General features: G+C 73.6%; 10 protein-coding genes and 1 pseudogene. 8 read left to right on the top strand and 3 right to left on the bottom strand.

The genetic code is table 11. From position 1 onward, the window contains the following. Window positions 1-36: 36 nt before the first annotated feature. Window positions 37-285: a DUF2630 family protein gene (locus tag ACZ6Q9_RS14895; protein WP_393268845.1), complete on the bottom strand. Its 249-nt coding sequence runs from the start codon at window positions 283-285 to the stop codon at window positions 37-39. A gap of 92 nt (window positions 286-377) precedes the next feature. On the opposite strand from ACZ6Q9_RS14895, the gene ACZ6Q9_RS14900 reads away from it, so the two are divergent. The 8 genes from ACZ6Q9_RS14900 to ACZ6Q9_RS14935 all read left to right on the top strand — a co-directional run bounded on the left by ACZ6Q9_RS14900 (window position 378) and on the right by ACZ6Q9_RS14935 (window position 9,624). Then, window positions 378-1,292: a GNAT family N-acetyltransferase gene (locus ACZ6Q9_RS14900; RefSeq protein ID WP_393268842.1), complete on the top strand. Its 915-nt coding sequence runs from the start codon at window positions 378-380 to the stop codon at window positions 1,290-1,292. Between the two features lie 209 nt (window positions 1,293-1,501). After that, a complete protein-coding gene (locus ACZ6Q9_RS14905) occupies window positions 1,502-2,842 on the top strand; it encodes a cytochrome P450 (RefSeq protein ID WP_393269044.1) in 1,341 nt (446 codons plus the stop codon). Then, window positions 2,839-3,789: a terpene synthase family protein gene (locus ACZ6Q9_RS14910; RefSeq protein ID WP_393454948.1), complete on the top strand. Its 951-nt coding sequence runs from the start codon at window positions 2,839-2,841 to the stop codon at window positions 3,787-3,789. The genes ACZ6Q9_RS14905 and ACZ6Q9_RS14910 overlap by 4 nt, the downstream gene beginning before the upstream one ends. Beyond that, complete coding sequence (locus ACZ6Q9_RS14915; protein ID WP_396827347.1) at window positions 3,786-5,366, top strand: prenyltransferase/squalene oxidase repeat-containing protein; 1,581 nt, start codon at window positions 3,786-3,788, stop codon at window positions 5,364-5,366. Before ACZ6Q9_RS14910 ends, ACZ6Q9_RS14915 begins: the two co-directional genes overlap by 4 nt. A gap of 194 nt (window positions 5,367-5,560) precedes the next feature. Further along, window positions 5,561-8,137, top strand: coding sequence for a sensor histidine kinase (locus ACZ6Q9_RS14920; RefSeq protein WP_393454954.1), 2,577 nt, complete (start codon window positions 5,561-5,563; stop codon window positions 8,135-8,137). 92 nt (window positions 8,138-8,229) lie between these two features. Next, window positions 8,230-8,649, top strand: coding sequence for a roadblock/LC7 domain-containing protein (locus ACZ6Q9_RS14925; RefSeq protein ID WP_350686945.1), 420 nt, complete (start codon window positions 8,230-8,232; stop codon window positions 8,647-8,649). 5 nt (window positions 8,650-8,654) lie between these two features. Continuing rightward, complete coding sequence (locus ACZ6Q9_RS14930) at window positions 8,655-9,041, top strand: DUF742 domain-containing protein (RefSeq protein ID WP_350686947.1); 387 nt, start codon at window positions 8,655-8,657, stop codon at window positions 9,039-9,041. Beyond that, a complete protein-coding gene (locus ACZ6Q9_RS14935; RefSeq protein WP_393454957.1) occupies window positions 9,022-9,624 on the top strand; it encodes a GTP-binding protein in 603 nt (200 codons plus the stop codon). Before ACZ6Q9_RS14930 ends, ACZ6Q9_RS14935 begins: the two co-directional genes overlap by 20 nt. Before the next feature lie 122 nt (window positions 9,625-9,746). On the opposite strand, the gene ACZ6Q9_RS14940 is transcribed toward ACZ6Q9_RS14935, so the two are convergent. Beyond that, window positions 9,747-12,602, bottom strand: coding sequence for an aconitate hydratase (locus tag ACZ6Q9_RS14940; RefSeq protein WP_393268830.1), 2,856 nt, complete (start codon window positions 12,600-12,602; stop codon window positions 9,747-9,749). A 310-nt stretch (window positions 12,603-12,912) separates the two neighbouring features. Next, window positions 12,913-12,996 (bottom strand): annotated as a pseudogene (locus ACZ6Q9_RS14945) (C39 family peptidase); the annotation flags it as partial.

Consider the following 12,996-nt stretch of genomic DNA (forward strand, 5'->3'; position numbering starts at 1 on the left):
CGGGGCGGCCGACGCCCGGCCGCCCCGGGGCCCGGGTCACTGCAGGTAGCGCTCGACCTCGGGCTTGGGGCGCATCCCCTGGGCGTCCGGGTCGCCGTGGGTCTGCCGGGCGGCCCGCCGCCGGCGCAGCAGGTCCCAGCACTGGTCGAGGGACTCCTCCAGCTCGCGCAGCCGGTTGCGGGCGTCGTCGTCGGTGCCCGACTCGTTGGCCTGCGCGTCGGCGCGCAGCCGGTGCTCCTCGTCGACCAGCTCGGAGATCCGGTTCAGGATGGTCTTGTCGTCCATGCCCTGAGCCTGGCACAGGCCGTGCGGGCGCGCCCGGATTCCACCGCCGGCCGCCCCCCGCCGCGCCGCCCGCTGCGGTAGGTTCCCCAGCCATGCTCCCTACCGTCCGGGCCGCCGGGCCGCGCGACGCGACGCCGGTGGCCGGCCTGCTCCGCGCCGCCGAGCCCCACCTGGTCGTCACGCCTGCGTTGCTCGCCTGGCAGGCGACCGGCAAGCCGGCGGAGCGCTTCGGGATGCTGGTCGCCGAGACGGGCGACGGGATCGCCGGCGTCGCCCGGACGGGACTGCTGCACGAGAGCGCCGAGCCCGGGCTCGGCTTCGTCAACCTGGTCGTGCGCCCCGAGCGGCGGGGGCGGGGCGTCGGGTCGGCGCTGCTCGCCGCCGCCGAGGAGCGGCTCGCCGGGCTCGGCGTGCGTCGGGCGTACGCGCGGGTGGCCGACGGGCCCGCGGCTCTCTCCTTCGCCGAGGGACGCGGCTACCGGCCCGGCCGACGCAACCTGATCCTGCGCCTGGACCTGGCGGCGACGTTGCCGGCGCCGCCCGCGCCGCCGCCCGGGGTGCGGCTGACCACGGCCGCCGAGCTGCCCGATCCGCGCCCGCTCTACGAGGCGGACCTGGCCGCCGCCGCCGACGAGCCGGGCGACGTGGGGATGGACGCGATCAGCTATGCCGACTGGCGGGCCGCGTACTGGGACCGGCCGGACCTCGACCGGGGTCTGACCACGGTGGCCGTGGCGGACGGGGTGGTGGTGGCGTTCAGCGTCGCGCTGACCGACGGCGGCGCCCGCTATCTGTCGGGGATGACGGGCACCCGCGCCGAGTGGCGGGGCCGGGGCCTGGCCCGGCTGGTCAAGCACGTGTCGCTGCGGTCGGCCCGGTCGGCCGGCTACCGACGGGCGTACACCGTCAACGACGCCGGCAACGACGCCATGCGCGCGGTGAACGAGTGGTTCGGCTACCGCCCGGTGGCCGCCGAGTGGCGTTACCTGCGCTCGCTCCAGGAGTGACACCCGACACGAATTCCTTCATGGATCAGCATTCCCATGAGCAAAATTCTCGTACGGCTCTGGCGGGTCCGAACGGGTGATGGCATGCTCTCCGAATCGTGACGTAAGGCAGCCGTCCGGAGGACGGTCTGTCACCGCGAAGCGTGACTGTGAGGGGTGCCATGGCTGACCGGAGTTCCGACGGGCCGCACGGGCGGGCGGCGCGGAGCGTGCCACTGTGGAGGATGCTGCCGGGCCTCCTGCGTGACCCGTTGCGCGAACTCGTCGCGCTGGCGGACGCCGCGGAGGGCGAGGTCATCCGGCTCAACGTCGGGACCATCCGCCCGTACCTGGTGACCGAGCCGGCCCACGTGCAGCACATCCTGCGGGACAACGCGGCCAACTACACCCGCGGCGGGCGGAGCATGCTCTGGCGGCCGGTGCGGCGGTTCACCGGGGAGGGCATCATGTCCGAAGGCCCCGAGTGGCAGGCCAGTCGCGCGCGGATGCAGCCGCACTTCACGGCCAAGCGCATCGACTCCCTCGTGGACACCATGAGCCGCGCGGTCAGCGAGGCGGTGGACGGGTTTGAGGAGCCGGCCCGCACCGGCCGGTGGCTGGACATCGGCGCGGAGCTGGGGCGGGTCATCTGCCGGGCGATCAGCAGTGTCTTCTTCGCCGACCGGGTCAGCCTCGCCGACCAGCTGCGGATCGTCGCCGCCCAGGACACCATCGTGACCGCGCTGCGGCTGCGGCTGCTCCTGCCCTTCGTGCCCGACGCCGTGCCGGTGCCGGGAGACCGCGCCCTGCGCCGCGCTACCGGTGTCGTCGACGACATCATGCTGCCGCTGGTGCGGGCCGAGCTCGCCCACCCGCGGGACAGCGACGACCTGCTCGCCGCCCTGACCCGCGCACGGGACGCCGACGGCCGCCCGCTCGACGAACGGCGGGTCCGCGACGACGTGGTGGCCTCGTTCGCCACCGCGACCGAGACCACCTACGCCGTGCTGACCTGGCTGTGGCCGATCCTGGACGCCCACCCCGCGATCGCCGAACGGCTCTACGCGGAGCTGGACGAGGTGGTGGGCACCGACCGGGTGATCAGCCGGGAGCAGTTGGTCGCCCTCACGTACACCCGGTCGGTCGTGGACGAGCTGCTGCGGATGTATCCCGCGGGCTGGCTGCTGCCGCGCGCGGCGTTGGCGGACGACGTCATCGGCGGCACCCGCATCCCCGCCGGCAGCATCGTCGTCGTCAGCTCCTACATCACCCAGCGGCTGGCCCGGTACTGGGACCGCCCGGACACCTTCGACCCCGACCGGTTCCGCGCCGACCAGCCGCGCCGCAGCCACCGGTACGCGTACTTCCCGTTCGGCGGTGGCCCGCACCAGTGCCTCGGCAATCACCTGTTCAACCTGGAGGCTCCGCTCGTGGTGGCCACGATCCTCAGCCGCTACCGCTTCCGGCTGCGCGAGCCCGGGATGCCGCCCAAGCAGCTGGCGGCGGCCCTGCGCCCGGGCAGGCCGGTGGTCATGGCGCTGACCCCGGTTCGCGAGCAGAGGCCGGCATGATCCCGGCGCTGACGACCGCGCAGGACGGCACCGGGACCGGACCGGAGCCGGCAGGCGGCGGGCGGGACGAGCTGCGCGACGCGCGGGAACAGGGGCGGATCTGCGGCGTGGCCGTCCGCGGGCAACGCGACCTCCGGGCGTCGGCCGCCGCGCACCCCGAGCTGTTCCCCGCCGAGCCGTTCGACGCCATGCTGTTCGCCAACATCTCGCTGGCCATCGCGTTCGGTGCCCCGTGGTGCACGCCGCAGCAGCTGCGGGTCGCCAACCGGACCGTGCTGTGGGGCTTCGCCCTCGACTGGCTGATCGACCACCGGGCACAGTCCCAGGAGGAGGTCGACCGGCTCGTCGACCGCTGCGTCTCGGTGGCCGCCGGCGAGCCGCCCGCCGCCGACGACCACCTCGGTGCCTACCTGGCCGCGCTCCAGGACGAACTCGCGACGGCCCCGGCCTTCGCCGCACACCGTTCACTGTGGCGGAACAGCCTGGGCGCGACGGTGGGGGCGATGGCCCGGGAGTGGGCATGGAGGGCGGCCTGGCGCTCCGGCGACCGGGCGGCCCTGCCGAGCCTCGACGCGTACCTCGCCAACGCCGACAACCTCGCCTGCACGATCGTCAACGTCGCGCACTGGATCCACACCGGGGACGAGGCCACGCTCGCCCGGCTCGACGACCTGGTCGCGGTCAGCGACGAGGTGCAGCGCGCCCTGCGCCTCGCCAACGACCTCGGCACGTACGAGCGGGACCTGCGCTGGGGCGACCTGAACGCCCTCCTGCTGGTCGACGACCGCGCCGAGGTGGAGCAGCGGCTCGCCGCCCTGGTGGACGACTGCCGGCGGATGCTCGTCCCGCTCCGGTCGGACTGCCCGCGGGAGGCGGACTACCTGGCCCGGCAGATCGGCTTCAGCAGTGGCTTCTACCAGCTGGCCGACTTCTGGGGGATGTCGTGACGGCGGCCCCGGTCGCCGTGGCGGAGGTCGGCGGGCCGGGGCTCGCCACCGCCGGGCGGGCGCTCGTGGCGGCGATGGCCGCCAGCCCCGCCGGCACGGTTTCGCCCTCGGTGTACGAGACGGCGCGGCTGGTCAGCGACGCGCCCTGGTTGCCCGGGCACGCCGGGCGCCTGCGCTACCTGGTGACCGCGCAGCGGCCCGACGGTGCGTGGGGGGCGCCCGGCGCGTACGGGCTGGTGCCGACCCTCAGCGCGGTGGAGGCACTGCTGAGGTGGGTGTCCGGCGCCGGGCGGGGCGAGCCGACGCACCTGCCTGTGTCCGTGGTGGACCGCGGCGTCGGGGCGCTGCGGCGGCTGCTGGCCGCCGACGAGCCGGTGCCGGACATGCCGGGCGTGGACCTGATCGTGCCCGCCCTGCTCGACCGGATCGACGCGCTGCTGCGCCCGGCCGGCGGCACCGAGCCGTCGCGGTGGGCGCACGCAAGACCGCTGCCGATGCCGCACGGCATGACGCGGCACCGGTCCGAGGCGGTCGGCCGGCTGCTCGCCGCCGGCCGGCCCGTGCCGGAGAAGCTCTTGCACGCCTTCGAGGTGCTGGACGAGCGGACGCGGGTGAACCTGCCCGTCCGGCCGCTCCTGGGCGCCGTGGGCGCCTCGCCCGCCGCCACCGCCGCCTGGCTGGGCGACCCCTCCCGCCCAGGGGTGGACCGGGCGGCGCTGGGCTACCTGACGAACGCCGTCGGGCCGGGGGGCGGCCCCGTCCCGTGCACGACACCCATCGCCGTGTTCGAGCGGGCGTGGGTGCTCAGCAGCCTCGCCCGGGTCGGCGCGGCCCCGGACGTCCCCCGCCGGATGATCGCCGACCTGGCCGCCGTGGTCGGCCCGGACGGCGCGGCGACCTCGCCGGGGCTCCCGACGGACGCCGACACCACCGCCGCCACCCTCTTCGCGCTGGCCCGCCTCGGCCGTCCGGTCGCCCCCGACAGCCTGCTGGCGTACGACACCGGAGCGCACTTCTGCACCTGGCGGGGCGAGGACGGCGCGTCGGTCACCACGAACGCGCACGTGCTGGAGGCGCTGGGCTGGCACGCCCGCCACGAACCGGGGCGACCGCACGCCGACGTGGCGCGCCGGGTGGCCGGCTGGCTGATCGACGGCCAGCTCCCCGACGGCCGGTGGACGGACCGCTGGCACGCCTCGCCGTACTACGCCACCTCGGCGGTCGCCGCCGCCCTGTCCGAGTACGCGCCCGAGGCCGCCGCTGCGGCGCTCGACCGGGCGGTCGACTGGGTGCGGGACACCCAGCGGGCCGACGGCTCGTGGGGGCTGTGGGACGGCACCCCGGAAGAGACCGCCTACGCCGTGCAGGTGCTGCTCGGCAACGGACGGCCGCCGCGGCCGGGTGTCGGCGCCGCCGTGCGGCGTGCGCTGGCCTTCCTCGACGACCACGACGACGTCACCGGGCACGCCGCTCCACTGTGGCACGACAAGGATCTCTACCATCCGATGCTGATCGTGCGGGCCGCCGTGCTGGCGGCGCGGTACCTGGCGCGGCTGAACGGCCACATGGGACACTGACCGCCGCAGCGGGCCGCGGCCCGCTGCGCAGCGTCATGATCAGCACCGCTTGAGCGATCGTCGTGACACTGCTACCGTGCGCCGGGTCGGTCGAAGCGACACGCGCTTCCGCCGATCGGATGAATCAGGCTCCCCGCCAGGGATGGTTTCGCATGGGTTCCCGCAGCTCGAATCTGCGCCGGAAAGTCGTGGCTATGTTGGCCTCGCTCGTTGCGCTGTGGGCTTTCGCCGCGTGGGTGACGCTGCGGGAGGGCGTCAACCTCATCTGGGTGCAGGCGCTCGACAGCCGGGTCGCCCAGCCGAGTGAGCCGCTCGTGCTGGAGCTGCAGGCGGAGCGCCGGGCCTCCGCGGCGTACCTGGGCGGGGCGGGCGAGCCCGAGCGGGCCCAGCTCGAGGCGCAGTGGCAGCGGACCCAGGCCGTCGCCGACGACTTCCGGGAGTCCGTCCGCGGCTGGCGGGTCGACCTGGCGGCGAGCGACGACACCAAGCAACAGATCGACACGGTCGTCGCCGGGCTGGACCGGCTGGGCAGCGTGCGCGAGTCGATTCGCACCCGCCAGGTGGACCGGGCCGCCGCCGTCGAGGCGTACACCGGGCTCATCGACTCGACGCTGCAGGTGTACGGGTCGCTGGGCAACCTGGACGACGAGCAGTTCGCGCGGGAAACCGTGGCACTGATCCAGCTCGTCCGGGTCCGGGAACTCATGTCCCAGGAGGACGCGCTGGTCACCGGGGCGCTCGCCGCGGGCCGGATGACTCCGGAGGAGTCCGCCGCCTTCGCCCGCACCGTCGGTGCACAGCGCTTCCTCGACAGCCAGACCCGCGACGACCTGGCCGACGCCGACCGGGCACGGTACGAGGCGCTGCTCGGCGGCGAGACGTACACGTCGTTCCGCGCCCTGGAGGACCGGATGGTCCTCGCGGGACGGACGTCCGGCCCGCCGACCGTCACGGCCGCCCAGTGGCGCGCGGCGGCGGACGTCGTGGCCGAGGAGCAGCAGCGGTTCATCATCGAGGCCGGCGACGCGCTCGTGGACCGGTCCACGCCGATCGCCGCCGGCGTCATCATCCGGCTGGTGCTGGCCGCCGGTCTGGGCCTGCTCGCCGTCATCGCCTCCATTGCCATGTCGGTCACCACCGCCCGGGCCCTGGTGCGGCAGTTGGAGCGGCTGCGCGACGCGGCGTTCGGGCTCGCCAACGAGCGGCTGCCCGGCGTGGTCGAGCGGCTCGGCCACGGCGAGGAGGTCGACGTCGCCAAGGAGGCGCCCCCGCTGGAGTTCGGCGACGACGAGATCGGCCAGGTGGGCAAGGCGTTCAACGCCGTGCAGGAGACCGCCATCCGCACCGCCGTCGAGCAGGCCGAGCTGCGCCGCAACGTCCGGGACGTCTTCCTCAGCCTGGCCCGGCGCACCCAGGCGCTGGTGCACCGCCAGCTCACCCTGCTCGACGCGATGGAACGCCGCGAGCACGACGCCGAGGAGCTGGAGGACCTGTTCCGGGTCGACCACCTGGCCACCCGGATGCGGCGCAACGCCGAGAACCTGATCGTGCTCTCCGGCTCCACCCCGGGCCGGGCGTGGCGGCGCAACGTGCCGATGGTCGACGTGGTCCGGGGCGCGGTCGCCGAGGTCGAGGACTACACCCGGGTCAACGTGCTGCCCCTGGGCCCGGTCTCGCTGACCGGGCGGGCGGTCGGTGACGTCATCCACCTGCTCGCCGAGCTGATCGAGAACGGGCTGTCGTTCTCCCCGCCGCACACCACCGTCGAGGTGCGTGGGCAGATGGTGGCCAACGGCTTCGCCATCGAGATCGAGGACCGCGGCCTGGGCATGAGCGAGGAGGACCTGGCCGCCGCGAACCACCGGATCGTCGACCAGTCCGAGCTGAACCTGGCCAACGCCTCCCGCCTGGGGCTCTACGTGGTGAGCCGGCTGACCGAGCGGCACGGCGTGCGGGTGCAGCTCAAGGAGTCGGCGTACGGCGGCACCACCGCGGTCGTGCTGATCCCGGCCGAGCTGGTCACCGCCGACGACGCGGACCCGAGCACCTCCGGCGGCTTCCCGGCCGGGGTGCCGGCCACCACGCCGGTGCCGGGCGCGTCCACTCCCGCCACCGAGCAGCCCACCACGGTGGCGCTGGCCGAGCCGCCGGCCGCGCCGAGGCCGCGGTCGGCCCCGGAGTCCGAGGCCCCTGCCGGGGACTCCGACGGGGGGGCCCTGCCCACCCGGTCGCGCGGTCGGAGCCTGTCGACCACCCCGACGGAGGAGCGGCTCCCCACCCGGGCGCGCGGCGCGTCGATGCAGCCGGCCCTGGACGGCCCGACCTTCCCGACCGGCCTGCCGGTGACCGCCGCCCGGCCGGCCGTGGCCGCCCCGCAGCCGTCCGCGCCGGCGCAGGCCGCCACCCCTGACGAGACCGTCCCGGCGGCCGGAGCGGCGGAGTCGGGCGTCGGGAGCACGGCGGCCGCCGGCCCCGCACGGGTGCCCTGCCCCGAGCAGGTGCGCACCGGGTCCGGGCTCCCGGTCCGGGTCCGGCAGGCCAGCCTCGCGCCGGAACTGCGCGACGAGCCCGCCGCCGGGAACGACGACGAGGACACGGTACGCCCGCCGGAGCAGGTGCGCCGGATGATGAGCTCCTACCAGAGCGGCACCCGGCGTGGCCGTACGGACGCCGCCCGGCTGCTCGGCGGGGCCGGCGGCGGCCGGCCCGAGACAGGCGAGGGAGCCGGGGCCGGCGAGGGACCCGACGTCGGCGATCAGCAGGCGACCTGACCGGCACCGCCCGCACTGCGGGGTGACCCCGCGGCGTGGCGGTCAGCCCAGACGAGTACGGCGACAACAGCCGGGGGAGAAGAGGACGACGAGTGGCGCAGAAGACGGCTTCGAGTGCCGACCTGACGTGGTTGCTGGATGATCTGGTCGGCCGGGTGAAGCAGGCCGACCACGCGGTCGCGCTCTCGACGGACGGCCTGTTGATGGCCGCCTCGCGAGGGCTCAGCCGGGACGACGGAGAGCACCTGGCCGCGATGGCGGCCGGCATCCAGAGCCTGGCCCGGGGCGCGGGCAAGCGCTTCGGTGGCGGGCAGGTGCAGCAGACCATCATCGAGATGCAGTCGTCGTTCCTGTTCGTCACGGCGGCCGGGCGCAACGCCTGCCTGGCTGTCCTCGCCAGCGAGGACGCCGACGTCGGCCTGATCGCCTACGAGATGGCGATGCTGGTCACCCGCGTCGGCAAGTACGTCGCGTCGCCGTCGCGGACCGAGCAGCCGGCCGACGAGAAGTAACCGCGATGACGGTGCAGGGGGAGTCCGCCGAGCACCAGTGGGTCGACGACCACGCCGGCCCGGTGGTGCGCCCCTACGCGGTGACCCGTGGCCGGGCCCGGCCGGTCACCGGCACGTTCGACCTGATCTCGCTGGTGACGGCGACCCGCGCGGACGTGACTCCGGAGGTCGGACTGGGTCCGGAGCACCTGGCGATCGTCGGGCTCTGCCAGCGGATCCAGTCCGTCGCCGAGATCGCCGCCCACATGGACCTGCCGGTGGGCACCATCCGGGTCCTGCTCGGCGACCTGGTGGCCCGCAGCCTGGTGCAGGTACGCGAGCCGCGCACCACGGCCGGCCTTCCCGACAACAGCGTTTTCGAGGCGGTAATCAATGGACTACGGGCACTCTGAGCGGCCGGCGGGAGCGCCGCCACTGCCCACCGCGATCAAGATCCTCGTCGCGGGTGGCTTCGGCGTGGGCAAGACCACCATGGTCGGCGCGGTCAGCGAGACACGCCCCCTGCGCACCGAGGAGGTGCTGACCGAGAGCGGGGTCGGCATCGACGACCTCTCCGGGGTGGAGGGCAAGAAGACCACCACGGTGGCGATGGACTTCGGTCGCATCACCATCAGCGACGACCTGGTGCTGTACCTCTTCGGCACCCCCGGGCAGGACCGCTTCTGGTTCGTCTGGGACGAGCTGGCGCTCGGCGCGATCGGCGCGGTGGTGCTGGCGGACACCCGACGGCTGGCGGACTGCTTCCCCTCCATCGACTACTTCGAGGGGCGCGGCACGCCGTTCGTGGTGGCGGTGAACTGCTTCGAGGGCGCCCGGCAGTACCAGCTCGACGAGGTGCAGTCGGCGCTGAACCTCGACCCCGGGGTGCCGGTGCTGCTCTGCGACGCCCGGCAGCGGGAGTCGAGCAAGGAGGTGCTCATCACGCTGCTGGAGCACGCCATGAAGACCCGGGACGCTCGCCGCCGGGCCGGGTGACCCCACCGCGGGGCCGGCGCGCGGGCAGGTGAGCCGCGACGCCGCCTCGCCCGGAGAGCGCCGAGCCGGTACGCGACAGGGCCCCTCCCGCGAGCGCGGGAGGGGCCCTGTTCGATGGTGCGTCAGCTGGCGATCATGCGGCGCAGCACGTACTGCAGGATGCCGCCGTGCCGGTAGTAGTCCGCCTCACCCGGCGTGTCGATCCGGACGACCGCGTCGAACTCGACGCCGGTGTCGGTGCTGACCTTGACCGTGCGCGGGGTCTCCCCGTCGTTCAGCGCGGTCACCCCGGTGATGGTGAACGTCTCCGTGCCGGTGAGGCCCAGCGACTCGGCGGTCTCGCCGGCCGGGAACTGCAGCGGGAGCACGCCCATGCCGATCAGGTTGGAGCGGTGGATCCGCTCGTACGACTCGGCGATGACCGCCTTGACGCCGAGCAGCATGGTGCCCTTGGCCGCCCAGTCCCGCGACGAGCCGGAGCCGTACTCCTTGCCGGCCAGGACGACCAGCGGGACGCCCGCCTCCTGGTAGGCCACCGAGGCGTCGTAGATCGAGGTCTGCTCGCCGGTCAGGTGGTTGACCGTGAAGCCGCCCTCGACACCCGGGACCAGCTGGTTGCGCAGCCGGATGTTGGCGAAGGTGCCCCGGATCATGACCTCGTGGTTGCCCCGGCGGGAGCCGTACGAGTTGAACTCGTGCCGCGGCACGCCGTGCTCGGCGAGGTACTTCCCGGCGGGGGAGTCGGCCTTGATGGAACCGGCCGGGGAGATGTGGTCGGTCGTCACCGAGTCGCCCAGCTTGGCCAGCACGCGAGCCGGACCGATGTCGGAGACAGGCGCCGGCAGGCGCCCCATGCCCTCGAAGTACGGGGGCTTGCGGACGTAGGTCGAGTCGCCGGCCCAGGCGAAGGTGTCGCCGGTCGGGGTGGGCAGCGACTGCCAGCGCTCGTCGCCGGCGAAGACGTCCGCGTACGCCGCGCTGAAGCCGGTGGCGCCGATCGCCGAGGCGATGACGTCCTGGATCTCGGCGGTGTTCGGCCAGATGTCGCGCAGGAACACCGGGTTGCCCTGGCTGTCCTCGCCGATCGGCTCGTTGGCCAGGTCGATGTCCATCGTGCCGGCCAGCGCGTACGCGACCACCAGCGGCGGGGACGCCAGGTAGTTCATCTTGACGTCCGGGTTGATCCGGCCCTCGAAGTTCCGGTTGCCCGACAGCACCGAGACGACGGCCAGGTCGGCGTCGTTGACGGCGGCGGAGATCTCCTCCGGCAGCGGGCCGGAGTTGCCGATGCAGGTGGTGCAGCCGTAGCCGACCAGGTGGAAGCCGAGCTTCTCCAGGTAGGGCGTGAGGCCGGCCCGCTCGTAGTAGTCCATGACGACCTTGGAGCCGGGCGCCAGGGTGGTCTTCACCCACGGCTTGCGGGTCAGGCCCTTCTCCACCGCGTTGCGGGCCAGCAGCGCCGCCCCGATCATGACCTGCGGGTTGGAGGTGTTGGTGCAGGAGGTGATCGCGGCGATCACCACGGCGCCGTGGTCCAGCTCGAACTCGGTGCCGTCGTCGCCGGTGACCCGGATCGGGTTGCTGGCCCGCCCGCCGGCGCCGACCGCCGCGGTCTCCAGGTCGCGCGGGGCGTCGGCCGGGTCGCTGACGCCGTTGGCGGGGGAGTCGCTGGCCGGGAAGGATTCGGCGCTGGCCTCGTCGGCGTGGCCCACGACCCCGAACGGCTTCTCCTGCTGCGGCACGCCAGCGGCGCGGCCCCGGTCGCCACCGGTCTCGTCGGCGGCCACGTAGTCGGTCAGCGCCGAGCGGAACAGCGTCTTGGCGCTGCCCAGCGGCACCCGGTCCTGCGGGCGCTTCGGACCGGCCAGGGACGGCTCGATGGTGCTCAGGTCCAGCTCCAGGCGCTCCGAGTACTCCGGCTCGGCGTCCGGGTCGTGCCAGAGGCCCTGCTCCTTGGCGTACGCCTCGACCAGCGCGACCTGCTGCGGGTCGCGGCCGGTCAGCTCCAGGTAGCGGACGGTCTCGCCGTCGATCGGGAAGATCGCCACGGTGGAGCCGTACTCCGGGGACATGTTGCCGATGGTGGCCCGGTTGGCCAGCGGCACGGCGCTCACGCCCGGGCCGTAGAACTCGACGAACTTGCCGACCACGCCGTGCTTGCGCAGCATCTCGGTGATGGTGAGCACCAGGTCGGTGGCGGTGGTGCCGGCCGGCATCTCGCCGGAGAGCTTGAAGCCCACCACGCGCGGGATCAGCATGCTGACCGGCTGGCCGAGCATGGCGGCCTCGGCCTCGATGCCGCCGACGCCCCAGCCGAGCACGCCCAGGCCGTTGACCATCGTGGTGTGCGAGTCGGTGCCGACCACGGTGTCCGGGTACGCCTGGCCGTTGCGCTCCATGATCGTACGGGCCAGGTACTCGATGTTGACCTGGTGCACGATGCCGGTGCCCGGCGGGACGACCTTGAACTCGTTGAACGCGGTCTGGCCCCAGCGCAGGAACTGGTAGCGCTCCTTGTTGCGCTCGTACTCGAGCTCGACGTTGCGCTGGAAGGCGTCCTCGCGGCCGAACAGGTCGGCGATGACCGAGTGGTCGATGACCAGCTCGGCCGGGGCGAGCGGGTTGACCTTGGTGGCGTCGCCGCCGAGGTCGCGGACGGCCTCGCGCATGGTGGCCAGGTCGACCACGCAGGGCACGCCGGTGAAGTCCTGCATGAGCACCCGGGCCGGGGTGAACTGGATCTCCACGCTCGGGTCGGCGGTGGGGTCCCAGCCGCCGAGCTGCCGGATGTGGTCGGCGGTGATGTTCGCGCCGTCCTCGGTCCGGAGCAGGTTCTCCAACAGGATCTTCAGGCTGTAGGGGAGCCGATCGTGGCCCTCCACCTTGCTGATCTTGAAAATCTCGTAGCTCGCGTCTCCGACGCGTAGCTGGGTCTTCGCACCGAAGGTGTCGAGGCTCGCCACGTCGTACTCCTTCACACCAGCGACCGTGAGTAGTCCTGAGCAGTCTGTCGCACCGGCCGGGGTGTCGCCGTGGTTAGGGGACACTTACCGCCGATTCTCGTCGTCAACAAAACCGTACGTCCGTCTTGCTAACTGCGCAACCTCGTGCCATCGTTCGGGACGAGGAGGTACCACCATGATCCATCACCTCCAGCTCGCCTGCCCACGCGGCTCCGAGGACGCGTCCCGCGCCTGCTGACGACTGACAGCCCCCGGGACTGCCCGCTGCGGGCATGACGAGAGGGCCGGCCCCGTTCGGGGCCAGCCCTTGTCGTTGGTGGTGGGATCAGGCGGCGTAGCCGCGGGTGGCGATCCAGTCGGCGAGGGCCTCGGTGGTGATCCAGTAGGAGGCCTGGGCGGGGTCGGCGGA

Source organism: Micromonospora sp. NPDC049139, assembly GCF_055586845.1.

Bases quoted from the DNA above. Each gene is read 5' to 3' on its own strand.
- ACZ6Q9_RS14895 (WP_393268845.1), bottom strand. From the start codon at position 285: ATGGACGACAAGACCATCCTGAACCGGATCTCCGAGCTGGTCGACGAG.
- ACZ6Q9_RS14900 (WP_393268842.1), top strand. From the start codon at position 378: ATGCTCCCTACCGTCCGGGCCGCCGGGCCGCGCGACGCGACGCCGGTG.
- ACZ6Q9_RS14910 (WP_393454948.1), top strand. From the start codon at position 2,839: ATGATCCCGGCGCTGACGACCGCGCAGGACGGCACCGGGACCGGACCG.
- ACZ6Q9_RS14920 (WP_393454954.1), top strand. From the start codon at position 5,561: ATGTTGGCCTCGCTCGTTGCGCTGTGGGCTTTCGCCGCGTGGGTGACG.
- ACZ6Q9_RS14930 (WP_350686947.1), top strand. From the start codon at position 8,655: ATGACGGTGCAGGGGGAGTCCGCCGAGCACCAGTGGGTCGACGACCAC.
- ACZ6Q9_RS14935 (WP_393454957.1), top strand. From the start codon at position 9,022: ATGGACTACGGGCACTCTGAGCGGCCGGCGGGAGCGCCGCCACTGCCC.